This window comes from Pseudomonas allii (assembly GCF_055380095.1).
Genome location: NZ_AP039450.1, coordinates 4121271 through 4141975, shown reverse-complemented (window position 1 = coordinate 4141975; position 20705 = coordinate 4121271). Strand labels below are relative to the sequence as shown.

19 protein-coding genes are annotated in these 20705 nt (G+C 63.5%); 12 read left to right on the top strand and 7 right to left on the bottom strand.

Features of this window, described 5'->3' with window-relative positions; translation table 11 throughout:
- The 4 genes from ACZ445_RS18815 to ACZ445_RS18800 are packed head-to-tail and all read left to right on the top strand — an operon-like array spanning position 1 to position 4586.
- A complete protein-coding gene (locus ACZ445_RS18815; protein ID WP_310863722.1) occupies positions 1-1050 on the top strand; it encodes a branched-chain amino acid ABC transporter permease in 1050 nt (349 codons plus the stop codon).
- A 21-nt stretch (positions 1051-1071) separates the two neighbouring features.
- Positions 1072-2412 (top strand): ABC transporter substrate-binding protein, encoded by a 1341-nt coding sequence (locus ACZ445_RS18810; protein ID WP_310863723.1) that lies wholly within the window; start codon positions 1072-1074, stop codon positions 2410-2412.
- A 3-nt stretch (positions 2413-2415) separates the two neighbouring features.
- Positions 2416-3183, top strand: coding sequence for an ABC transporter ATP-binding protein (locus ACZ445_RS18805; RefSeq protein ID WP_310863724.1), 768 nt, complete (start codon positions 2416-2418; stop codon positions 3181-3183).
- Between the two features lie 11 nt (positions 3184-3194).
- Complete coding sequence (locus tag ACZ445_RS18800) at positions 3195-4586, top strand: FAD/NAD(P)-binding protein (RefSeq protein ID WP_310863725.1); 1392 nt, start codon at positions 3195-3197, stop codon at positions 4584-4586.
- Positions 4587-4748: 162 nt separating this feature from the next.
- Here the strand turns inward: ACZ445_RS18800 and ACZ445_RS18795 are convergent, their stop codons facing one another.
- From ACZ445_RS18795 to ACZ445_RS18780, 4 genes are read right to left on the bottom strand one after another with little or no spacing between them, the layout of a single operon-like run.
- The gene (locus ACZ445_RS18795) at positions 4749-5996 is read right to left on the bottom strand and encodes an efflux RND transporter periplasmic adaptor subunit (RefSeq protein ID WP_310863726.1); all 1248 of its coding nucleotides are present in this window, start codon (positions 5994-5996) and stop codon (positions 4749-4751) included.
- Positions 5986-7464, bottom strand: coding sequence for a TolC family protein (locus ACZ445_RS18790; protein ID WP_464693803.1), 1479 nt, complete (start codon positions 7462-7464; stop codon positions 5986-5988). The genes ACZ445_RS18795 and ACZ445_RS18790 overlap by 11 nt, the downstream gene beginning before the upstream one ends.
- Positions 7457-8656 carry an ABC transporter permease gene (locus tag ACZ445_RS18785; RefSeq protein ID WP_058423832.1) on the bottom strand — a complete coding sequence of 400 codons (1200 nt, stop codon included), beginning with the start codon at positions 8654-8656 and terminating at the stop codon, positions 7457-7459. The genes ACZ445_RS18790 and ACZ445_RS18785 overlap by 8 nt, the downstream gene beginning before the upstream one ends.
- Complete coding sequence (locus tag ACZ445_RS18780; protein WP_464707431.1) at positions 8653-9360, bottom strand: ABC transporter ATP-binding protein; 708 nt, start codon at positions 9358-9360, stop codon at positions 8653-8655. The genes ACZ445_RS18785 and ACZ445_RS18780 overlap by 4 nt, the downstream gene beginning before the upstream one ends.
- 357 nt (positions 9361-9717) lie before the next feature.
- Here ACZ445_RS18780 and ACZ445_RS18775 point away from each other — a divergent pair, with 357 nt between their 5' ends.
- Positions 9718-10476, top strand: a complete 759-nt coding sequence (locus ACZ445_RS18775; protein ID WP_058423830.1) for a TetR/AcrR family transcriptional regulator — start codon at positions 9718-9720, stop codon at positions 10474-10476.
- Between the two features lie 168 nt (positions 10477-10644).
- On the opposite strand, the gene ACZ445_RS18770 is transcribed toward ACZ445_RS18775, so the two are convergent.
- Positions 10645-11706, bottom strand: a complete 1062-nt coding sequence (locus tag ACZ445_RS18770; RefSeq protein ID WP_058423829.1) for an FUSC family protein — start codon at positions 11704-11706, stop codon at positions 10645-10647.
- Positions 11707-11795: 89 nt separating this feature from the next.
- Positions 11796-13412, bottom strand: a complete 1617-nt coding sequence (locus ACZ445_RS18765; protein WP_310863727.1) for an NADP-dependent glyceraldehyde-3-phosphate dehydrogenase — start codon at positions 13410-13412, stop codon at positions 11796-11798.
- A gap of 138 nt (positions 13413-13550) precedes the next feature.
- Between ACZ445_RS18765 and ACZ445_RS18760 the strand changes: the two genes are divergently transcribed.
- Positions 13551-14411: a Dyp-type peroxidase gene (locus ACZ445_RS18760; protein ID WP_179040777.1), complete on the top strand. Its 861-nt coding sequence runs from the start codon at positions 13551-13553 to the stop codon at positions 14409-14411.
- Here the strand turns inward: ACZ445_RS18760 and ACZ445_RS18755 are convergent.
- On the bottom strand, positions 14408-14833 hold the full coding sequence (locus ACZ445_RS18755) for a winged helix-turn-helix domain-containing protein (protein WP_122304859.1): 426 nt from the start codon (positions 14831-14833) through the stop codon (positions 14408-14410). The two genes, ACZ445_RS18760 and ACZ445_RS18755, sit on opposite strands and share 4 nt — an antisense overlap.
- Before the next feature lie 592 nt (positions 14834-15425).
- On the opposite strand from ACZ445_RS18755, the gene ACZ445_RS18750 reads away from it, so the two are divergent.
- The 6 genes from ACZ445_RS18750 (at position 15426) to ACZ445_RS18725 (ending at position 20699) form a co-directional block, all read left to right on the top strand.
- On the top strand, positions 15426-15587 hold the full coding sequence (locus tag ACZ445_RS18750; RefSeq protein ID WP_016969018.1) for a hypothetical protein: 162 nt from the start codon (positions 15426-15428) through the stop codon (positions 15585-15587).
- A gap of 103 nt (positions 15588-15690) precedes the next feature.
- Positions 15691-16575: a SctD/MshK family protein gene (locus ACZ445_RS18745; protein WP_310863729.1), complete on the top strand. Its 885-nt coding sequence runs from the start codon at positions 15691-15693 to the stop codon at positions 16573-16575.
- Positions 16576-16601: 26 nt separating this feature from the next.
- Entirely contained in the window at positions 16602-16958 is a 357-nt protein-coding gene (locus ACZ445_RS18740) for a hypothetical protein (RefSeq protein WP_310863730.1), read from the top strand.
- Complete coding sequence (locus ACZ445_RS18735; protein WP_375166134.1) at positions 16958-17293, top strand: tetratricopeptide repeat protein; 336 nt, start codon at positions 16958-16960, stop codon at positions 17291-17293. Before ACZ445_RS18740 ends, ACZ445_RS18735 begins: the two co-directional genes overlap by 1 nt.
- The gene (sctV, locus tag ACZ445_RS18730; RefSeq protein ID WP_058423823.1) at positions 17290-19422 is read left to right on the top strand and encodes a type III secretion system export apparatus subunit SctV; all 2133 of its coding nucleotides are present in this window, start codon (positions 17290-17292) and stop codon (positions 19420-19422) included. Before ACZ445_RS18735 ends, sctV begins: the two co-directional genes overlap by 4 nt.
- On the top strand, positions 19419-20699 hold the full coding sequence (locus ACZ445_RS18725; protein ID WP_310863731.1) for a type II and III secretion system protein family protein: 1281 nt from the start codon (positions 19419-19421) through the stop codon (positions 20697-20699). Before sctV ends, ACZ445_RS18725 begins: the two co-directional genes overlap by 4 nt.
- Positions 20700-20705 lie beyond the last annotated feature (6 nt).

Here is a 20705-nt window from a genome sequence, read left to right as displayed (position 1 = left end):
ATGTCGATCCCTCTTGTACAACACGCCGCGCCGTTGCTGCTGATTCAGCGGCGCATTCCCTGGGCCTTGATCGGCCTGTTGGCACTGGCCTTTATCGGGGTGCCGCTGTGGGGCAATGATTATTGGCTCAATGCGATCCTGATCCCATTCCTGGTGCTGTCGCTGGCGGGTCTGGGTCTGAACCTGCTCACCGGCTACACCGGGCAGACCTCGGTGGGCGCGGCCGGCTTCATGGCCGTCGGCGCGTTCGCCACCTACGGCTTTTTGCTGCGTCTGCCGGAGCTGGGGTTGCCGGTGGCGCTGCTCGGCGGCGGGATCATCAGTGCGTTGGTCGGCCTGCTGTTCGGCCTGCCCAGCTCGCGGATCAAGGGCTTCTACCTGATGGTCACCACCCTGGCCGCACAGTTCTTCCTGGAATGGCTGTTCGTCAAGTTTCCCTGGTTCTACAACTACGGTTCTTCCGGGACCATTTCCGCGCCTCGGCTGGCGCTGTTCGACCATGACCTCAACACACCATTGGGCCGTTACCTGCTGACCCTGGTCACCGTGCTGCTGCTGACCTGGACCGCGATCAACCTGGTGCGCAGCCAGGTCGGCCGCAACTGGATGGCGATCCGCGACATGGACACCGCCGCCGCCGTGGTCGGCATCCCGGTGGTGCGCTACAAGCGCCTGGCGTTCGCGGTCAGCTCGTTCTACCTGGGGATAGCCGGCGCGCTGTGGGCCTTTGCCTACCTGGGCACGGCGAGCGCCAGCAGCTTCGATATCAACCGCTCCTTCCAGATCCTGTTCATCATCATTATCGGTGGCATGGGCAGTATCGCCGGCAACTTTGTCGGCGCGGCCTTCATCAGTTTGCTGCCGATCTTCCTCAGCCATGCCGGGCAGGCGCTGTTTGCTGGCTCGGTGGATGCGGGGCAGTTGCAGAACCTGCAGAAAATCATTTTTGGCGTGTTGATCATCGTGTTCCTGATCAAGGAGCCCGAGGGTTTGATTCGCCTGTTGCACAACCTGCGTGACCGTGTGCGGCAGTGGCCGCTGCGTTTCTGACATTCCTCTAAGAGAATCCCTATGCGTGCATCCTTGAAACGTTCCCTGGTCGGCGCTGCCTTTGCGCTGGCAACTTTGGCCGGTGCAGTCCCCCAGGCGATGGCTTCCCCGGACCAGCAATTCATTCCCCTGGCGACCTACCGTGTAGGTGCCTATGCGTCGAGCGGCGTGCAGGTGTGGGCCGGGATGATCGACTACCTGCGTTACATCAACGAGGTCGAAGGCGGCATCAACGGCGTCAAGCTGATGTGGCAGGAATGCGAGACCGAGTGGACGGCGGAGAAGGGCATCGAGTGCTACGAGCGCTTCAAGCATGGCCTGGATGGCGCGCCGGTCGCGGTGTACCAGCCTAACGGTGCGCCGGCGGCGTACGCGTTGAGCGAGCGCGCCGAGGTGGACAAGATCCCGCTGATCACCCTCGGTTATGGCCGCACCGAGGCCACCGACGGCACGGTGTTCCCCTACAACTTCCCGGTGATGCTGACCTTCTACAGCGAAGCGTCGACGCTGGTGAACTACATCGCCGAGCGTGAAGGCGGTTTCGACAAGCTCAAGGGCAAGAAGATCGCCACGGTCTACCACGACTCGGCCTACGGGCGCGAAACCCTCGGCCCGCTGAAGTTGCTGGCGGAAAAATACGGCTTCGAAAACATCCAGATCCCGGTGGCCGACCCCGGCAACGAGCAGTCCGCGCAATGGCGCCAGGTGCGCCAGGCCAACCCGGACTGGGTGTTCCTGCGCACCTGGGGCGTGTCCACCCCGGTGGCGGTGAAGACTGCGGCGCGCTTCGGCTTCCCGGTTGACCACATCATCGGCGATATCTGGGCCAGCTCCAGCGAAGACGTATTGCCCGCCGGTGCTGCCGCCAAGGGCTACCTGGCCCTTACGCCATACCCGGCCGGGGCGGATTTCGAGATCCACAAACGCCTCAAGCAATACATCCTCGACAATGGCCACAGTGACCTCAAGGACCTGAAGAACTTCGGCAGCGTCTACTACAACTCCGGCCTGGTGAACGCCGCCGTGGCGGTGGAGGCGATCCGCACCGGCCAGGCCAAATTCGGCAAGCGCCCGCTCAACGGCGAAGAAGGCCGCTGGGGCCTGGAACACCTGAATATCGACGATGCGCGCTTGAAGGACATGGGTTACCTGGGCCTGATGCAGAACCTCAAGCTGTCGTGCCGTGACCACGAGGGTGGCGGCTCGGCGCGTGTGCAGCAGTGGGACGGCGCCAACTGGACGCTGATCAGCGACTGGATCGCCGCCGACCGGGCGCTGTTGCGCCCGTTGATCGATGAAAAGTCCGCCGCCTTCGCCAAGGAAAAAGGCCTGACGCCACGCACCTGCACCGGGGATGAATAAACCATGAGCCAGCCCGCCACCGCTGCCGCGCAGCCGTCGCTGCTGACGGTCAATGACATCGAAGTGATCTATGACGGCGCGATCCTCGCGGTGGCCGGGGTGTCGCTGAGCGTGCCCAAGGGCGCCATCGTCGCCTTGCTCGGTGCCAATGGCGCGGGCAAGAGCACCACGCTCAAGGCCATCTCCGGGTTGGTGCGTGCCGAACGCGCCGAGGTCAGCCGCGGCGTGATCGAATACGCCGGTGCCGACCTGGCCGGCATCGACCCCAGCCAGCGCGTGCGCCAGGGCATGGTGCATGTGTTGGAAGGCCGCCATGTGTTCGGCAAACTGAGCGTGGAAGACAACCTGCGCAGCGGCGGCTTTGTGCGGCGCCTGAGTCGCCGCGACATGGAGCACGACCTGGAACGCCTCTACGCCTGGTTCCCACGGCTCAAGACCAAGCGCCACACCCGCGCCGGGCTCACCTCCGGCGGCGAGCAGCAGATGGTCGCCATTGGCCGGGCATTGATGACCCGTCCTACTTTGGTACTGCTCGACGAGCCGTCCATGGGTTTGGCGCCTATGATCGTGCAGGAGATTTTCGCGATCATCGCGCAGCTCAACCGTGAGCAGCAGGTGAGCTTCCTGATCGCCGAGCAGAACATCAACGTCGCGTTGAACTATGCGTCCCACGGCTACGTATTGGATACTGGTCGCGTGGCCTTGAGTGGCAGCGCCGCTGAACTGCTGGCGCGGGGCGATCTGCATGACATTTACCTGGGCAAACAGTAAGGGCGATCTGCATGACTGAATCCATCCGCAACGCTGATGTCCTGATCATCGGCGGCGGCCTGAGCGGCACGATGCTGGCCGTGCAACTGCTGCGCCTGCCGGGCGCGCGCCGGGTGCTGGTGGTCGAACCGCGTGCCGAGCTGGGCCGGGGCGAGGCCTACAGCGCCGTCGAACTGGGCCACACCCTGAACGGCAACGCGGCGCGCATGAGTGTCGACCCGGACAACCCAGACGACCTGACCCAATGGCTCACCGACTACATCGGCGCTGGCGGCTGGCCCGAGTCCGACCAGCAGCACGTGCCGATCAGCGAACTGTTCCCGCCACGCGGGATGTTCGGCTTGTATGCCCAGCAACGCCTGGCCGAGGCGAAGGCGCAGTCCGCGTCCAGCGTGGAGCACGTGCGTGGCGAAGTGGTCGACCTGCAAGTGGAGGCAGCCTCAACCCTGCTGACCCTCGATAACGGCCAGCAACTGCGTGGCGCGTTTGCGGTACTGGCCACCGGCATGTTCCCGGCGGCACGTACACCGCAGACCGAATCCAGCGGGCTGAACGCGGCGGCGGTGGACCCGTGGGACGTGAGCGCGATGCGCCGGATCGACCCGCAGGCGCCGGTGCTGATCATCGGTTCCGGGCTGACCATGGTCGACGCCGTGGTGTCCCTGGAACAGGCCGGGCATCGCGGGCCGATCGAGGTATTCTCGCGTCACGGCCTGCTGCCCCATGTGCGGCGGCAACCGCCGGCCTGGGGGGATTTCCTTGGGGAGGACCACCGCCTGCGTAGCCCTCGGCAGTTGCTGCGCGAGGTGCGCCGGCAATGCGCGCTTGCACGGGAGCAGGGCATCGACTGGCAGGCGCCGCTGGACACCGTGCGTGCGCATATCGCGCGTTTGTGGAGCCAGGCCAGCGAGCGTGAGAAGCGCCAGTTCGTTAGGCATGTGCGGCCCTGGTGGGAGAGCCATCACCACCGCTCCCCGCCGTTGAGCGCGCAGTTGGTGGCGCGGTTGCATGAAGCGGGGCGGTTGCGGATCCGGGCGGCGTCGTTCAAAGGGCTGGAACCTTCGGGTGAAGGGGTGACGATTCGTTTGCGTTATCGCGGCGAGCAAGGCATCACCCAGCTCTCGGGCGCAGCGCTGATCAACTCCAGCGGCATCGAATACGACTGGCGCCGCGTGGCCCGGCCATTGCCCCGGCAGTTGCTCAAGCGTGGGTTGATCCAGCCAGGGCCGCTCGCGTTGGGGATTGCGGCGGATGCGTCGGGGGCAGTGGTGGACGCCCAGGGGCAGGTCAGCCAGCGCTTGTTCGCCATGGGCCCGCCGTTGCGTGGGATGTGGTGGGAGAGCACGGCGGTGACTGATGTGGCGCTGCAAGCCAAGGCGCTGGCCGCACGACTCACTCTGTAGGCGCCGGCTTGCCGGCGAAAAACGTAAAAGCGCCGCATACCTTCTGGCTTTCCGCGTCATCGTTGACGACCATCGCCGGCAAGCCAGCTCCCACATTTGGATCGCGGGGCAACAGTTGGAGAGAGGTCGGCTGTCAGGCCGTCATCGCCAGCAAGTCGGCTCCTACAAGGGGTTTGTCTTCACGAAACCGGGTTTGAGGCCGAACACTTCCACGCCTTGGGCGGTCGCTTGCCCGGTGGTCACCTTCACCCGCTCCACCGGCTTATCCATCGCCTCGCGGTATTCGACGGTCTTGTCCGCCTGGATCGCCTGGCTCGGAATCACAATGGCCTGCGCATTGTTGTAGGTCACGATGGTCAGCCGCGCACTCATCCCCAGGCGCACCCGTTGCAACTGCTGCGGCGTGAGTTTGGGGATCGACAGGGTCACCGGAAACTGCGCGCTGCCCTGGCTGTCGTTGGCAATCGCCAGGCCGCTGACCACGCTTACCGAGCCGGTCAACCGCTCACCATCAAACCCGTCGCCCAGCACTTCCACCGCCTGGCCCTGATGCAACTGGTTGATGTCCAGCTCCGAAACCTTGGCGGTGATTTTCAGCCGTTCAATGTTCGCCAGTCCAAACAGCACCTGGCCCTGGCTGACCTTGCTGCCGGCCTGCACCGGGGCATTGTTATTGCCGCCGCCCTGGGATGAGGTGTTGCCCGGTGGCGGCACCACGATGCCGGAGAACGGCGCCTTGACCTCCTGGCCGTCGAGCAGCTTGTGCAGGGCGTTGTATTTCACCGTGGCGTTGGTCAGCTCCATATCGGCGATCTGGCGGTATTCGCCCTTGCCCTGGTCGATGGCTTGCTGCAGTTCGCTGCGGGCCGAGGCGAGGTCCAGCTGTTGCTGCTGGGTCTGTTGCTTGAGGTCGTCCAGTTCATTGCGCGGGATGATGCCGCGCTGGAACAGGTTTTCGCTTTCGGTGAGTTTGCGCTGGGTGTTGCCGGCGGTCATTTCGGCGGTGCGCAGGCTACGGCGGGCGCGGCTGACGGCGGGGCTGCTGTCCCAGTCCTGCATCTCTTGCACGGTGCGCCGGGCCTTGAGCTGGGCGGAAAGCGCTTCGCGCAATTGCACCTCCAGCGTGGCCGGGTCCATGCGCAACAGCACCTGGCCGGCCTCGACCCGCTGACCTTGCTCCACCAGGTTGGCTTGCACGTTGCCATCGAAGGGCGCAGTGAGGGTGATGGTGGTGTCAGGCTCGATCTTGCCCACCAGGCCGATCCGGTGCTCCAGCGCTTCGGGCTTGACGGCCAGCCACTGTTCGCTGGCACCACCCGGATCGGACGCCGGGCTGCGCAGGGCCAGGCCCGCGCCGCCCAGCAGGACGATCAACACAGCACCCAGCAGGCGTTTCTGATTAGTAGTCATTGAGGGCGATTTCCCAACTTTCCAGCGTCATGCCCAGGGTCAGGTCGAGCTGGGTCTGGGCGTTCAAATAAGCGATCAGCGCATTCAGTTGCGCGTTTTCGGCGTTGCGCAAATCGGTCTCGAAGCTCAGTACCTGGAAGTTGGTGGAGCGCCCCGCGCTGAGCTTTTCCCGCTCGATTTCGATCTTGCGCCGTGACAATTCCACGGCGCGCTGGGAGATTTCATACTGGCGCCAGCGCGTGCCAAGGTCACGCACCACATCGTTGACGCTGCGTTCCAGTTCCTGGCGCGCATCGGTGATGCGGATGGCCTGGTCCTCCACATTCACTCGCGCGCGTACTTCGGCCTGGCGCGTGCTGATATCGCCGATGGGAATCTGCACCTGCACCCCGGCATAGCTGTCCCAGGTACGGTTGTTGGAACGACCCGCGTCGTTGTCGGTGTTGGCGCGCACCTGGTTGGCGCCGGCCACCAGGTCCACTTGCCAGCGGCCCGAGTCCTTGGCGATCACCAGGTTGAGGTCTGCCTGTTGGCTGCCGAGCAGGGCGGCGAGGTATTCGGGTTGCTGGGTCTGCGCCAGGGTAAAGGCCTGGCGCTTGTCGATCTGCATGGGCCTGGCCTCCAGGGCTTCGGTGGCGCGAATCGGCGTGGACAGGTCCAGGGCCAGCAGGCGCAGCAGGGCGAGGCGGCTGGTGTCCAGTTGGTTTTGCGCTTCTTCGACGCCCAGTTGCTGGGTGGCGATATCGGCTTCGGTCTGTACGATTTCGAATTCGGCCATGCGCCCGGCGCTGATCAGCGCCTTGTTCACTTCCAGCAAGGTGCCGGAACGCTTGAGCGCATCCTGCACAATGCTCAGTTGTTCCTGGGCGCGCAGCAGTTCGCGGTAGGTGGCGATGATCTGGCTGATGGTCTGCGCCACAGTGGCCTTGAGGTTCAGGCGGTTGGCCTGTTCCGACAGGCGTGACAGGCGCAGCGGCGCGGTGGTGGCGTCCCAGCCGGCGCCACGTAGCAGCGGTTGGATGACTGCCAGGTCCAGGCCGTCGCTGCGGTAGCGACCGGCGCGGTCGGCGTTGCTCAGTTGCTGGGTCCAGGCCATGCTCAGGCGTGTACCGTATTCGCCGAGCAGGCTGGTGGCGGGCGCCACGTTGGCATTGCGCGTATTGTCGGCGGAGCCTCGGGTGCTGCGGTAGTAACTGTTGAGGGTGAGCTTGGGGTTGAACACATCTTCGGCCACGCGCAGGTCGAACTTCTGTGCCACCCGTTGCAGGTACGCGCTGCGGATCGCCGGGTTGTTGCGCAGGCCCAGGTACACCGCATCCCCGAGGGTCATGGCGGTGGTCTGGGCATTCAACGAAACGCTGCGCTCGTAGCCGCTACGGGTGGTGCTGGGTGCCGATGGTCTGATGACCACGTCGGCGGCCATGCCGGGCAGGCTGGCGAATGCGAGCAGCCATAGCCATTTACTCATCGCGCAGGGCCTCCACTGGCTGCAACCGCGAGGCCGAGACCGCCGGGTAGATGCCGAAGAACAACCCCACCAGCAACGTGCTGCCCACCCCCAGCGGCAGGGCGGCGACCGCCAGGGCAAATGCCCAGCCCGACAGCCAGGCGTACAACCAGGCTGCCGTCATCCCCAGCACGGCGCCACACAGGGCACCGACGGCGGTGAGGGTTACGGCTTCGAGCAGGAACAGGTTGCGGATGTCGCGTTGGCGCGCACCCAGGGCCATGCGAATGCCGATCTCGCGACGGCGCTCCGAGACGTTCATCAGCATCACGTTCATCACCCCGACGCCACCGCCCACCAGGGAGATCGCCCCCAGGGCCAGCAGCAGATACGCAAAGGTGCGGCTTTGCCGGGTCATGCCGTCGATCATTTGCTGGGGAACCTGGATGTCTGCATCGTGGTCGGCGAGCTGCGAGCTCAAGGCGGCAGCCACGTCCTTGGCAAGGCGCTCCATGTCCTGGCCGGGCGTGGCGCGGATGATCACGTTGCCGATCTGCGGTGTGGCATAGATGCGGCGCATGCCTTCGGCGGGGATGAACAGCGACTCATTGGCCTGCACCGGCATCAGCATCGCCCGGGGCTGGCTGCGCAGGATGCCGACGATCAGGAACAGGTAGTCGTTGATGCGCACGCGGTCGCCCAGTTGCAGCGGGTCACCTGGCGCACCGAGCGCCTGGGCCAACTGGTCGCCGATCACGCCGTAGGTTTCATTGGCATCGAAGCTCGAGAGGAAGCGCCCCTGCTGTATCACCAGGCGCATCGCGTCCTTGATGTCTGGTGTGCTGCCGACAAAGTTGGCGTTGGTGGTGCGGCCGTGGAACACGATCGGCCCGCTGAACAGCGTGAGAGCGCCAATATGGGCAATGCCCGGTACGGTTTGGCGCACGGCGTCGAGGTCGAGGCGGGCAGGCATCGGGATGCTGCTGCCGCCTTTGGCTGGGAACTGGGCGATCAGGGTGTCGGTGCCCATGTCCTTGAAGATCATCGCGGCGTCGGTGGCGGCGTTGTGGCCGATATTGATCAGCGCCACCACCGACGAACTGCCGATAACGATGCCCAGCAAGGCCAGGACCGAACGCTTGCCCAGGGTGCGCAGGCTGACGAACGCTTCATGCAGCAGCTGGCTGAGGCTTTGTTCGACCCGCAAGCTCATAGGCTTCGGGCCTCTTGCACCACGCCATTGCGCACCAGGATCTTGCGTTCCAGGCGCTCGGCGATATGCGGGTCGTGGGTGACGATGATCAGCGTGACTTGCTGTTCGCGGTTCAACGCCAGCAGCAGGTCCATGATCTCCTGTGCGGTGGTGCTGTCGAGGTTGCCGGTGGGTTCGTCGGCGAGGATCACCGATGGGTTGCCCACCAGTGCCCTCGCGATGGCGACCCGTTGGCGCTGGCCGCCGGAGAGGTCGGCGGGGCGGTGGTGGGCGCGGTCGGCCAGGCCGACTTGATCCAGCATGCGCAGGGCCTGTTCCACCGACTCATGCCGTGACACGCCGCGATAACTCAAGGGCAGGGCGACATTGTCCAGAGCGCTGAGGCGCGGCAGCAGGTTGAAACTCTGGAACACGAAGCCGATCTGCTGGTTGCGGATGGCGGCCAGTTGGTCCGGTGTGGCGTTGAAAATATCGTGGCCGGCGAAGTGGTACTGGCCGCAATTGGGCAGGTCCAGCAGGCCGAGGATATTCAGCAGGGTACTTTTGCCCGAACCGGAGGCGCCAAGGATGCCGCAGCTGTCGCCACTGGCGATGGACAGGCACACATCATTGAGAATGGCCAGGTGTTGCCCGGCCAGCTGATAGCTTTTGCCGATGCCTTGCAGGGAGATCAAGCCTGGGTGCGCGGGGGTATCTGTCATCATGACTACGCCTGCAGTCTCGACGATGCCGTGCGCTCCCCGGAAAAGCATTGTTACAAGTTCGGGAGCGGCCTGGCGTGCGTCACGGACTGGTTTTATTTCTTGTTTTTAAAATATTGTTTGAATACTAACCGTGTTCCTGTTGCTTCGCCAGCCATGGATATAGAGCGGTTTCATCCTTTGAAACGATTTCCTCCAGGGCGTCGCAGTCCGCTCAAAAACCGTTCGACCAGCCTGAACGAGCCCGTGGGCACAGGCTTTTGATCATATGGCGCAGTGTCACTACTTGCTTTCAGGCGGCGGCCCCGGTATAAAAAATCAAATTATTTTTTAAAACAATATTTCCCACGTGGAACTTCTATGGTCGCGAAGAAAGTCAGCGCTCCAAACATTACCAAGACTCGATTGCTGGATGCGACAGAGGCTCTCTTCATCAAGTACGGATATGACGCGGTTTTGTTACGGCAGATTACCGAGCGTGCCCAGGTCAACCTGGCGGCGGTGAACTACCACTTCGGGGACAAGGACTCCCTGATGCAAACCCTGCTCAAGCAGCGCCTGGAGCCGCTCAACGAGCAGCGCCTGGAACTGTTGGCACGTTGTGAGGCCGAGTCCGACGGCCCGCTTGACTGCGACACCTTGCTCGGCGTGCTGTTCGCCCCGGCCATGGGCCTGGAGCGCAGCGACCCGGCCAGTGCCAGTGGCGAAGGGCGTTCGTTCATCCGCTTCCTGGGCCGGGTCTACAGCGACACGTCGCCGTTTATCCAGGAATACCTCAAGGTGCATTACCAGCCGGTGTTCCAGCGTTTCTTCGAAGCCTTCGCCCTGGCCTTGCCGGACCTGCCGCGCAATGAACTGGGGGTGCGCCTGCAATTTGCCCTCAAGGCGATTTCCGGGGTGATGGCCGGCACCGAGCTGCGCCTGCTGATGAACTCCATGAGCCTGGGTCGCCCGGCGACGGATGCCGAGGTGATGGCCAAGCTGATCACCCTGGTGTCGGCGGCGATTCGGGTGCCTCAGCAGAGCCCGGAAGCGGAAACCGCGTTGGCCAAGGTGCTGGATACCCAGCGGGCCATTCGCGAACAAGCGGCAGCCCCCGCCGTCAAGGCGTCCCGCTAGGTCAAATCCGAGGCAAAAAAAAGCCCGCTGGGGCGGCGGGCTTGATATGCAACATTTGTAACGGATGAGGCTTCACCCTACGTCCCGGGATGTGAATAAAACGTGAAAAATATGTAAGAGAAAGTGTGAAAGTGTTGACGTTGGTATACACGGCAGCAGGCCACCTCTCTAGATCTTCCAGTGCCCGGCACTTTTGGCCAGGCGTTGGCGCATCGCATCCACGTTTGCCGCCAGTTGTACCGTCAACAACCGATAGCCATCCAGTGCGCTGTAGACCGGCGCATCCAGCGTTGGCTCGGTGCCGGTGACAGGGCTGGGCCGCTCCAACCGTTCCGTCACCCCCGACTTCAACGCCCGCGCCATCCCCACCAACTGCACCCGGATCTGCCGATGTTCGGCCCTCAACATCACCTGCATTCGCGCCATCGCCTGTTCATCCCGTGGATCGGGCCGGGTATTGCCAAGAATCTCCAGGGTGCTGATGCACATGCGCAAATGCCGCTGGATCGCGTCCAGCTCGGTCATGGAGATCCGCACTTCCTTGGACACCGACGGCATCAACGAACGCAGTTGCAGCATCGCCGCGTTCAAGCGATTGAGCAATTTGAGGTGCTCGTCATCGGTGACCGACTGGCCATTGATGATCCGGCTGTAGATCGCCGCACAATCGCGCAGCGCACTGGCCAGGTTGTAGCGCCACGAGTACACGGCGTATAGCGGCAGGGCGAATGAGAACGCCAAGGCCAACACGATGCCGATCAGGATATCCACGGTGCGCCATAACCCATCGGAGATCGGGTTGTCCCCGTGGCCGGCGACGATAAATACCGTGATCGCCGACAACAGGGCGATGTAACCGCCCTTGCCGATGGCGTGATAGGAAAAGAACCCGCACACCGCCGACATCAACAGGTAGGTCAGGAAGGGCTGGCCGAAGTAGGCCTGTTGCACCACCAGCACCAAGCCGACGCTGGCGCCGATCAAGGTGCCATAGGCACGCTCCACGGCTTTCTTGCCGATATTGCCGTGGTGCTGCAAGCCACCGATCACGATCAGCATGGTCACCGACGCCCACTCACCGTGGGGCAGGTTGATGCCGGTAGTCAGCAGGATCGTTGCCAGCAAGCCGATGGAGACGCGCACGGCGTGGATCAGCTTGGCATGGCGGTAGCGACGGTAGGGGTCGAGCAGCGGGCGCAGCAGGCGCCGGGCGAAGAAGGGCAGGTTCATCGGTAGTAAAGTGGCCTCGAAATTCAGGGTTACGCGGTCCAAATGTGGGAGGGGGCAAGCCCCCTCCCACATTTGGGTGTGTGTCGTTTTCAGAAGATGTAGTCGGTGGTCAGGAAACTTGAATCGCGGTTACGCAATATGTCACTGACCAGCGCCTTGTTGCTCTCCTGGAACTTGGTCGCCACCAGGGTGCGGATCGAGAACACGCGCAACGCGTCATGCACCGACAGCGTGCCCTCGGCCGAGTTCTTGCGGCCGTTGAACGGGAAGGTGTCCGGGCCGCGCTGGCACTGGGCGTTGATGTTGATACGGCCGACCTGGTTGGCGAAGGTGTCCACCAGGCGTCCGACCTCCACGGCGTTGGTGCCGAAGAGGCTCAGTTGCTGGCCGAAGTCGGAGTCCAGTACGTACTCGATCACCGTCTCCAGGTCGCGGTAAGGCACGATCGGCACCACCGGGCCGAACTGTTCCTCGTGGTACACGCGCATCTGCGGGTTCACCGGGTACAGCACCGCCGGGTAGAAGAACGAACCACGGCTTTCACCGCCATGCTCATTCACCACCTTGGCGCCGTGTTGCGCGGCATCGGCGACCAGGCCGTTGAGGTAATCCACCTTGCCCACTTCCGGCAATGGCGTCAGTGCCACGCCGTCTTCCCACGGCATGCCGGGTTTGAGCGTGGTCAGCTTCTGGTTGAATTTCTCGATAAAGCGGTCGACCACGTCTTCATGCACAAACAGGATTTTCAACGCGGTGCAGCGCTGGCCGTTGAACGACAGCGAACCGGTGAGCGCTTCGCTGACCGCATTGTCCAGGTCCACCTCGGGCAGCACGATGCCGGGGTTTTTCGCATCCAGGCCCAATGCCGCGCGCAAACGGTGCGGTTTCGGGTGCAGTTTTTTCAGGTCGCTGGCGGCCTTGTTGGTGCCGATGAACGCAAAGATATCGATCTTGCCGCTGGCCATCAGCGCACTGACGGTTTCGCGGCCGCTGCCGTAGATCACGTTGATCACCCCGGCCGGGAAGCTGTCACGGAACGCCTCCAGCAACGGACGGATCAGCAGCACGCCGAGTTTGGCCGGCTTGAACACCACGGTGTTGCCCATGATCAGGGCCGGGATCAGCGTGGTGAAGGTTTCATTCAGCGGGTAGTTGTAGGGGCCCATGCACAGCGCCACGCCCAGCGGCACGCGGCGGATCTGGCCGAGGGTGTCCTGTTCCAGTTCGAAGCGGCTGGAGCGACGGTCGAGTTCCTTGAGCGCGTTGATGGTGTCGGTGATGTAGTCGCAGGTGCGGTCGAATTCTTTCTGCGAGTCCTTGAGGTTCTTGCCGATCTCCCACATCAGCAGCTTGACCACCGCGTCGCGTTGTTCACGCATGCGCCGCAGGAACGCCTCGACATGCTGGATGCGCTCGGCCACGCGCATTGTCGGCCATTCGCCCTGGCCCCGGTCATAGGCACGCACGGCGGCATCCAGGGCGGTAAGGGCGGTCTCGGCGTCCAGCAGCGGCGTGCTGCCGATATGCACGCGCTCGTCGCCAAACTGCACCGGGCTTTGCACCTTGGCCAGGGGGCCGCTCCATACCTGCAACTGGCCGTCGACCAGGTAATCACGCTGTTCAATGGGCGCTCCGAGCTGGAACTGCTCGGGAACTGCGGCGGCGGAGGCGGGAAACAGCTGGGCGAGCAGGTTGCTGGTGGTCATGGTGCTACCCCTGGAATAGTTGCAAAACATGACTAGAGAGTCACCCAACAACAGGCTCTATGGCAAGGCTTGCGCGCTTTCTAGTACGCATGGCTGTGCCCGGCGGTTAAACTGCGCGGCTTTTCAGAAGGAGTTCACATGAGTCAGTACCAGCCGGGCATTCTTGCCGCACCGGTGCCGTTGCAGGCACGCCATCTGTTTTTTGCCGTGGAGGCCGTGGCCGCTGTGCCTGCTGCGCTGGACGCGCTGGTGCAACTGGCCGACTCGGCGGCAGTGGTCGGTCTGGGCGAGCCGCTGGTCACCGCACTGGGCGCACGTGTTGAAGGCTTGCGCCGTTTTCCGGCAGTCAGCGGGCCGGGCGCACACAATCCGTCCACTCAACAAGCACTGTGGGTGTGGCTGCATGGCGTGGATCGCGGTGAATTGCTGTTGCGCAGCCGCGCCTTCGAAAAGGCCCTGGCCCCGGCATTTCGCCTGGTGCAGATGACCGAAGGTTTCCGCTACAAGACTGGCTTCGACCTCACCGACTACGAAGACGGCACCGAAAACCCCCACGACGACGCCGCGGTTGAAGCCGCCCTGACCGACAGCGGCGCCAGCTTCGCCGCGCTCCAGCAATGGCAGCATGACCTCGATGGCTTCGCTGCGCTGCCGGCTCAGGAGCGCGACCACATCATCGGTCGCCGCCACGGCGACAACGAAGAACTCGACGACGCTCCCGAGTCCGCCCACACCAAGCGCACTGCCCAGGAAAGCTTCACGCCGGAAGCCTTCGTGGTACGTCGCTCCATGCCGTGGGCCGAGAATGGCCAGGCGGGGTTGATGTTCCTCGCGTTCGGGCATTCCTTCGATGCGTTCGAAGCGCAATTGCGCCGCATGAGCGGGTTGGAGGATGGGATTGTCGATGGGCTGTACCGCATCAGCACCCCCTTGACCGGTGGTTACTACTGGTGCCCGCCGATCAAGGATGGGCATCTGGACCTGAGCGCCCTGAGCTAAACCAAGCCGCCCGCCACACGTTCACCGCCGCCGCCCGACGGCCTCATCGCCCGCGGGTGCGCCGCACGCTCGAACCAGGTGGGCGCGACAAAACGATAGCCCATGCCCGCTGCCGTGGCGATGTACGGCACATCGTCATCGCCCAGTGTGCGGCGCAGCGTCTTGATCTGCGTGCGCAGGTTGCATTCCTCGACCACCCGTTTCGGCCAGGCAATGTCGAGCAGTTCGGTTTTCTGCAGCAATTCGCCGGGCCGCGAGGCAAGGGCGATCAGCAGGGTCAGGGCGCGGTTGCCAAGGTTTACCGGCTGGTCATGCCTGAGCAGTTGGTGGCGCTTGGGCAGCAGTCGATAAGGGCCGAAGTGAATCTCAACGCAACCGTCGTCTTTGAGGAGAGTGGTGGGTGAATAATTCATGTCGGTCATAGATCACCTGGAAGATTTATAGAGAGCCGGCCTGAAAGCGAGTCCTTTGGTTATTAGTGCAGTTGCACTAGCAGGCACGGAGGAAAGTTGCTTGCCAAGCAAGTGGGTTGCTTGGGACGAGTTATCAAACGCGATGATTAAGTCGCTTCTGTTACAAATCAAAATGTCTGGAAAGTTGGGCAAAAGGCTATTAGCGAAAAATGTGAAGTAATCGCGAAAATAAATGCCGGGTGTCGCTAGGTGGCGCGTTTCAAAAGAGGCTTATTGTTCAGCATTGTTCAGTGGGTATTAGCGGAGTGCCCGTAAACATTGGTCTTGAGCGTGTTTTTGTTTTTCTCTGAAAGTTCCATGTCACTCAGGCGATGAATTTTTTTCAACGCCAGGTTGAGCCAGACCTTTCACAACCTGTATCTGAAACGTTTCACAAGCTTTCACAGCGAAGGCGTTTTGATCGTGAGTAGTATGGGGCCCATGCAAACCAACAACGGTTCGAAGGCGCATTGTCTGACGTTTTGGGCCTTCACCGGTTTGCATACTTTCAGCGTGCTGTTGCGCAACTGAGTAACTTCCCTATCGATGCAAGGAGATGAACATGGCTGATGTCCCACCAGTAAAAGCCGGCGGCGCCGACGACGCTATCGCGAAGATGGAAGCGACCTTCAACATGGCTATCGAGAAGTCGGCCAAGATCACCGAAATCAGCACCGCGAAAAAAGCGGAGCTGGACGCCACCAAACAGCGTCCGCAGAACTGATTCGCCAAACGGGCAGCGCCGGCGCTGCCCGTTTACCCCTCAAGTCCCGTTTTTATCCTGATTCTTGACCCCGTTGCACAGGCTCAAAGGGGCAAACCCGACTATGACAGCCCTGATTTCCCTGGGTCCGGTCGCCGCAGCTGGCGCGCCGACCCTGACGGTGACCGGCGGTTTGCATCAGGGCAGTTCCCTGGTGCTCGACCAGCCTGTCTACACCCTCGGCGCCGATCTGGCGGCTGATCTGGTGCTCAGCGATCCCGGCATTGCCGGCCTGCACCTGCGCCTGCGTTTTGAAGGCGGCCAGGTGGCGGTCGAAGCCTTGGGCGGTGACGTATTGATCGCCGGCAATGTGCGCATTCCCCAAGGCAACGGGCATCGCGCGCGGCTGCCGGTGCAGTTGCGCATCGGCACGGCGGGGGTGAGCCTTGCAATGCCTGGCGGTGCTGAAAAAACAGTGCCCGCGCCACGCAGATTGACCCCCTGGATTGTCGCGACCGCGCTGCTGTTTATCTGTGCTGGAGCGCTGGCGTTTCGCAGTGAAGCACCGCTGCTGCCGACAACCGCCGTAGCCGACGTTGTACCGCTGAAAAAACCTTCCCGCCAGCAGGCCAAGGCCTGGCTGGAGCAGCAGCTGCAAGCCGCCCAGCTGGACACGGTGAAGATCAACAACAGCAACGGCCAGCTCAGCGCCACCGGCACCTTCGAACAGTCGCAAAAACCGCAATGGCTGGAGGTGCAGCAAGCCTTCGACCAGCGTTACGGCCAGCAGATCGTGCTCAACCCGCGTGTCACCGCGCGGGCCGATGCGGCGGCGCCACGCGTGCGCTTCCAGGCCGTGTGGTTCGGCCCTCATCCGTATGTGATCAACGACAGCGGCAAGCGCCTGTACCCCGGCGCGGCGCTGGCGGACAACTGGGTGCTGGAACGCATCGAAAACAACCAAGTGATCCTCGCCCGTGGCGAGGAGCGCTTCACCTTCACGTTGTGACCATGCTTTTAAGCTAAGGCCCTGGGATGAAAGTCGAACCCCGCCCGTTGATCCTCAGTGACGTACGCAGTGCGCCGGTCGAAGCCGTGCGCCCGGTCAATTCGCGCCAGGCCACCGCCTTCGAAGCGGTGCTCAAGACCCGCAAAACCCACACCCGTCGCTCCCTGCGCAGCGACCTCGAAGAACTCACCGGCGCCGCTGGCGTCGACTCGCTGTTGTTCGGCAGTGCTCGCTCCCTGGAACTGCTGGAGCATGTGATGGAACACATCCTGCCAAGCCTGGACGCCGAGCCACACATCAAGGCACTGGCCGTCGAGCTGATCGGTGAAGAAATCGAGATGCGCCGCACCCTCGCCCAGCAACGCTCGGAGGTACACGCCTGATGGCCCGCGATAACGACGACGCCGTGCAACTGCTCAAGGGCATCGGCGAGCTGTACCGGCGCAATGGCCAGTCCCAGCGCGCCCTGGTGATGCTGCTGATCGCGGTCAACGTCGCCCCCGACGACGGCGCGTTGCTGCGCTCGCTGGTGCTGGCCTTCACCGACAGCGGCGACGCGTCTCGTGCCCTCGGCGCCCTGGATCGCCTGGTGGCGCTGGAGGGCGAGTCCGCCAGCCTGATGCTGCTGCGCTCCCGCGCCTTGTGGTACGGCGAGCGCAAGGACGACGCGCGCCAGTGCTTCAAACGCTACCTGGCCGCACGCAGGGCCGGCGCATGAGTGCACTCAACCGCCTTAACAACCTGGCGCGCCTGGCTGCGCAGCGCACCGACGTGATCATCGTCGCGTTCATGCTGATGGCGATCGTGATGATGATCATCCCGCTGCCCACCTACCTGGTGGACGCGCTGATCGGTCTCAATATTGCCCTGAGCATCCTGATCCTGATCGTGGCGTTCTACATCGGCCACTCGGTGGAGTTCTCCGCGCTGCCGCCGCTGATCCTGCTCAGCACGCTGTTTCGCCTGTCGCTGTCGATCACCACCACTCGTTTGATCCTGCTACACGGCGATGCCGGGCATATCGTCAAGGCCTTCGGCGACTTTGTGATCGCCGGGCAAGTGGTGGTGGGCATGGTGGTGTTCCTGATCATCACCGTGGCGCAGTTCGTGGTGATCACCAAGGGCGCCGAACGTGTGGCGGAAGTGGCCGCGCGCTTCACCCTGGACGCGATGCCGGGCAAGCAGATGAGCATCGACAACGACCTGCGCAATGGCGATATCGACCAGGCCGAAGCCCGTCGCCGGCGTTCGCGCCTGGAGCGCGAAAGCCAGATGTTCGGCGCGATGGATGGCGCCATGAAATTCGTGAAGGGCGATGCCATCGCCGGCCTGGTGATCCTGGCGGTCAACCTGCTGGGCGGCATGCTGATCGGCATGATCGAGCGCGACATGCCGTTCGGCGTGGCGGTGCACACCTACTCGTTGCTCACCGTGGGTGACGGCCTGATCGCACAGATCCCGGCGCTGCTGATTTCGGTGGCGGCGGGCACCGTGGTTACCCGCGTCAACAGCGACGGCGAAGCGGGGGACCTGGGCAGCGAGATCATCAAGCAACTGGGCGCCAGCTACCGTGCGCTGGGGTTGACCGCGTTGATCATGATCGGCGTGAGCCTGCTGCCGGGGTTCCCGACCTGGGTCTTCCTCGGCTTGTCCCTGGTGTTCGGCGGCGCGGCGTTCATGATGTATCGCCGGCATCACCGCCAGCCGGAACTTGAAGTGCTGGTCGGTACGCCAGAGCCGGTGGTCGAAGCGCAGACCGAACTGGATGACAACCTGCTGCCCGACAGCCGCGTGCTGCTCACTATCGGCAGCGGCGTGTCGCAAAGCGCGCCGCGCCAACTGCTGCGCCAACGCGTCGAAGCGCTGTGCCACGAGCTGCGCACCGAACTCGGCGTGGACGTACCGGTGCCAGGCATCTACATGGAGGCCAAGGCCACGCCCGGCAGTTTCCGCGTGTCCCTGGAAGGCGTGCCGGTCAGCGAAGGCGAGTTGCCGATCAACTGCCTGCTGGTGCAGGACGACCCGGTGCACGTGCAGTTGCTCGACCTCGCCACGGTGCAGGCCGATTCGCCGCTCACGGGCCGCAACGCCCACTGGGCCGAGCGCCAGCACGAAGACACGTTGCGCAACGCCGGCATCGGTTTCCTGCTGCCCGACGAGGTGTTGCGCGGTGTGCTGGAACGCAGCCTGCGCCGCTACGCTGCCGACTTCCTCGGCATCCAGGAAACCCGTCTGCTGCTGGAACGCACCGAGGCCACCTACGGCGAACTGGTCAAGGAGGCCCTGCGCCTGGTGCCGTTGCAACGGGTCGCCGAAACCCTGCGCTTGTTGGTCGGCGAAGGTGTGTCGATCCGCAACCAGCGCGCCTTGCTCGAAGCCATGGTGGAGTGGGGCGCCCGTGAGACCGATGCCGGTCGCCTGGCCGAACACTTGCGCGCCGCGTTGGCGCGGCAGATCAGCCATGAGTACGCCGACCGCAACCGGGTGATCGGTGCGCTGGTGCTGGCGCCGGGCCTGGAAGACCAGTTGCGCGGCGCCCTGCGTCGCCAGGAACCGCAGCGCGAGTTGATCCCCGAGGACGTCAGCCGCGCCTTGCTCGCCCAACTGCGCCAGGCCTGCGAGCACACCCGCGAGGTCAACAGCGCGGTGTTACTGGTGCACCCCGAACTGCGCCGCAGCCTGCGCCGCCTGGTGGTGCGCGGCGAGCTGGAACTGGCGGTGCTGTCGTTCCGCGAGCTGGCCACCGAATACAACCTGCAAGCGCTGGCGACCATCAGCCTGACCGAGATTTCCAATCGCCGCGCGCCTGCCGCGGCTTCCGTCACTGCCCTGGCGTCTGCCTCATGATGCGTTTTTGTGTGTTGTTGCTGAGTGTTTTTTCGTGTGTGAGCCAGGCTCAGGAAATCGCCGTCGGCGCCGTTGGCTCTATCGCCCTGGCCTCCGGTGAAGGGCGCATCCTGCATTTTGTCGCCCCCGTGGACACGGTGCTGGTGGCCGAACCGAATGTGGCCGACTTGCAGGTGGTGTCACCGGGCACGATCTACATCTTCGGCAAGGCGCCGGGCAACACCAGCCTGATCGCCCTCGGCAGTGACGGTAAGCAACTGGCGAGCCTGAGCGTGGCCGTCAGCAGCGCCAGCCAGGCGGTGACGGCGCCGATGCAGGCCTTGCATCCCGGCAACGCTGCGCAGATCAGCGGTGCCGGCAACCGCCTGATCGCCAAAGGCACCGTAGGCTCGGTGGCGGAAGCCACGGACCTGAACGCGTTGCTCAATCCCCAGGGGCAGGGCTTCCAGAGCGCGATCAACACCACTGAATATGCAGGCTCCGCCCAGGTGAACCTGCGGGTGCGCTTTGCCGAGGTGTCGCGTTCGGAATTGCTGCACTACGGCGTGAACTGGAATGCGATGTTCAACAACGGCACGTTCTCGTTCGGCCTGATCACCGGTGGCCCGTTGGCAGCAGCGTCGGCGGGGGGCTTGGCCGCTGCAGGCGCAGGCTCGGGCAATGTGAATATCGACGGCATGCTCGACGCCTTGCAGGCCAACGGTGTGTTGCAGATTCTGGCTGAACCGAACATCACCGCCATGACCGGCCAGACCGCCAGCTTCCTCGCCGGTGGCGAAGTGGCGATCCCGGTGCCGGTCAACCGCGACCTGGTGGGCATCGAATACAAGTCGTTTGGCGTATCACTGTTGTTCAACCCGACGCTGCTGCCCAACGGCCGTATCGCCCTGCAAGTGCGTCCGGAAGTCAGCAGCGTGGTCAGCGGTGGCACCGTGGATTTCGGCAACTTCCATGTGCCGTCCTTCAGCGTGCGTCGCGCCGATACGCGGGTGGAAGTCGGCAGCGGGCAGACCTTTGCCATCGCCGGGCTGTTCCAGCGCGAAAGCAGCCAGGACATCGAGAAACTGCCGTTGCTGGGTGACCTGCCGATCCTCGGCAACCTGTTTCGCTCCAAGCGCTTCCAGCGCAATGAAACCGAACTGGTGATCCTGATTACGCCTTACCTGGTGGAGCCGGTGCGCGGTCGCACCCTCGCCACGCCCCTCGACGCACCACCGGCTACCGCAGCGACCACCGGACCGCGCAGCGGCGGGGCGTTCGGTTTCTACATGAATTGATCAGGG

Coding starts and splice junctions, on each gene's coding strand:
- ACZ445_RS18815 (WP_310863722.1), top strand. CDS start 1: ATGTCGATCCCTCTTGTACAACACGCCGCGCCGTTGCTGCTGATTCAG.
- ACZ445_RS18810 (WP_310863723.1), top strand. CDS start 1,072: ATGCGTGCATCCTTGAAACGTTCCCTGGTCGGCGCTGCCTTTGCGCTG.
- ACZ445_RS18805 (WP_310863724.1), top strand. CDS start 2,416: ATGAGCCAGCCCGCCACCGCTGCCGCGCAGCCGTCGCTGCTGACGGTC.
- ACZ445_RS18800 (WP_310863725.1), top strand. CDS start 3,195: ATGACTGAATCCATCCGCAACGCTGATGTCCTGATCATCGGCGGCGGC.
- ACZ445_RS18795 (WP_310863726.1), bottom strand. CDS start 5,996: ATGACTACTAATCAGAAACGCCTGCTGGGTGCTGTGTTGATCGTCCTG.
- ACZ445_RS18790 (WP_464693803.1), bottom strand. CDS start 7,464: ATGAGTAAATGGCTATGGCTGCTCGCATTCGCCAGCCTGCCCGGCATG.
- ACZ445_RS18785 (WP_058423832.1), bottom strand. CDS start 8,656: ATGAGCTTGCGGGTCGAACAAAGCCTCAGCCAGCTGCTGCATGAAGCG.
- ACZ445_RS18780 (WP_464707431.1), bottom strand. CDS start 9,360: ATGATGACAGATACCCCCGCGCACCCAGGCTTGATCTCCCTGCAAGGC.
- ACZ445_RS18775 (WP_058423830.1), top strand. CDS start 9,718: ATGGTCGCGAAGAAAGTCAGCGCTCCAAACATTACCAAGACTCGATTG.
- ACZ445_RS18770 (WP_058423829.1), bottom strand. CDS start 11,706: ATGAACCTGCCCTTCTTCGCCCGGCGCCTGCTGCGCCCGCTGCTCGAC.
- ACZ445_RS18765 (WP_310863727.1), bottom strand. CDS start 13,412: ATGACCACCAGCAACCTGCTCGCCCAGCTGTTTCCCGCCTCCGCCGCC.
- ACZ445_RS18760 (WP_179040777.1), top strand. CDS start 13,551: ATGAGTCAGTACCAGCCGGGCATTCTTGCCGCACCGGTGCCGTTGCAG.
- ACZ445_RS18755 (WP_122304859.1), bottom strand. CDS start 14,833: ATGACCGACATGAATTATTCACCCACCACTCTCCTCAAAGACGACGGT.
- ACZ445_RS18750 (WP_016969018.1), top strand. CDS start 15,426: ATGGCTGATGTCCCACCAGTAAAAGCCGGCGGCGCCGACGACGCTATC.
- ACZ445_RS18745 (WP_310863729.1), top strand. CDS start 15,691: ATGACAGCCCTGATTTCCCTGGGTCCGGTCGCCGCAGCTGGCGCGCCG.
- ACZ445_RS18740 (WP_310863730.1), top strand. CDS start 16,602: ATGAAAGTCGAACCCCGCCCGTTGATCCTCAGTGACGTACGCAGTGCG.
- ACZ445_RS18735 (WP_375166134.1), top strand. CDS start 16,958: ATGGCCCGCGATAACGACGACGCCGTGCAACTGCTCAAGGGCATCGGC.
- sctV (WP_058423823.1), top strand. CDS start 17,290: ATGAGTGCACTCAACCGCCTTAACAACCTGGCGCGCCTGGCTGCGCAG.
- ACZ445_RS18725 (WP_310863731.1), top strand. CDS start 19,419: ATGATGCGTTTTTGTGTGTTGTTGCTGAGTGTTTTTTCGTGTGTGAGC.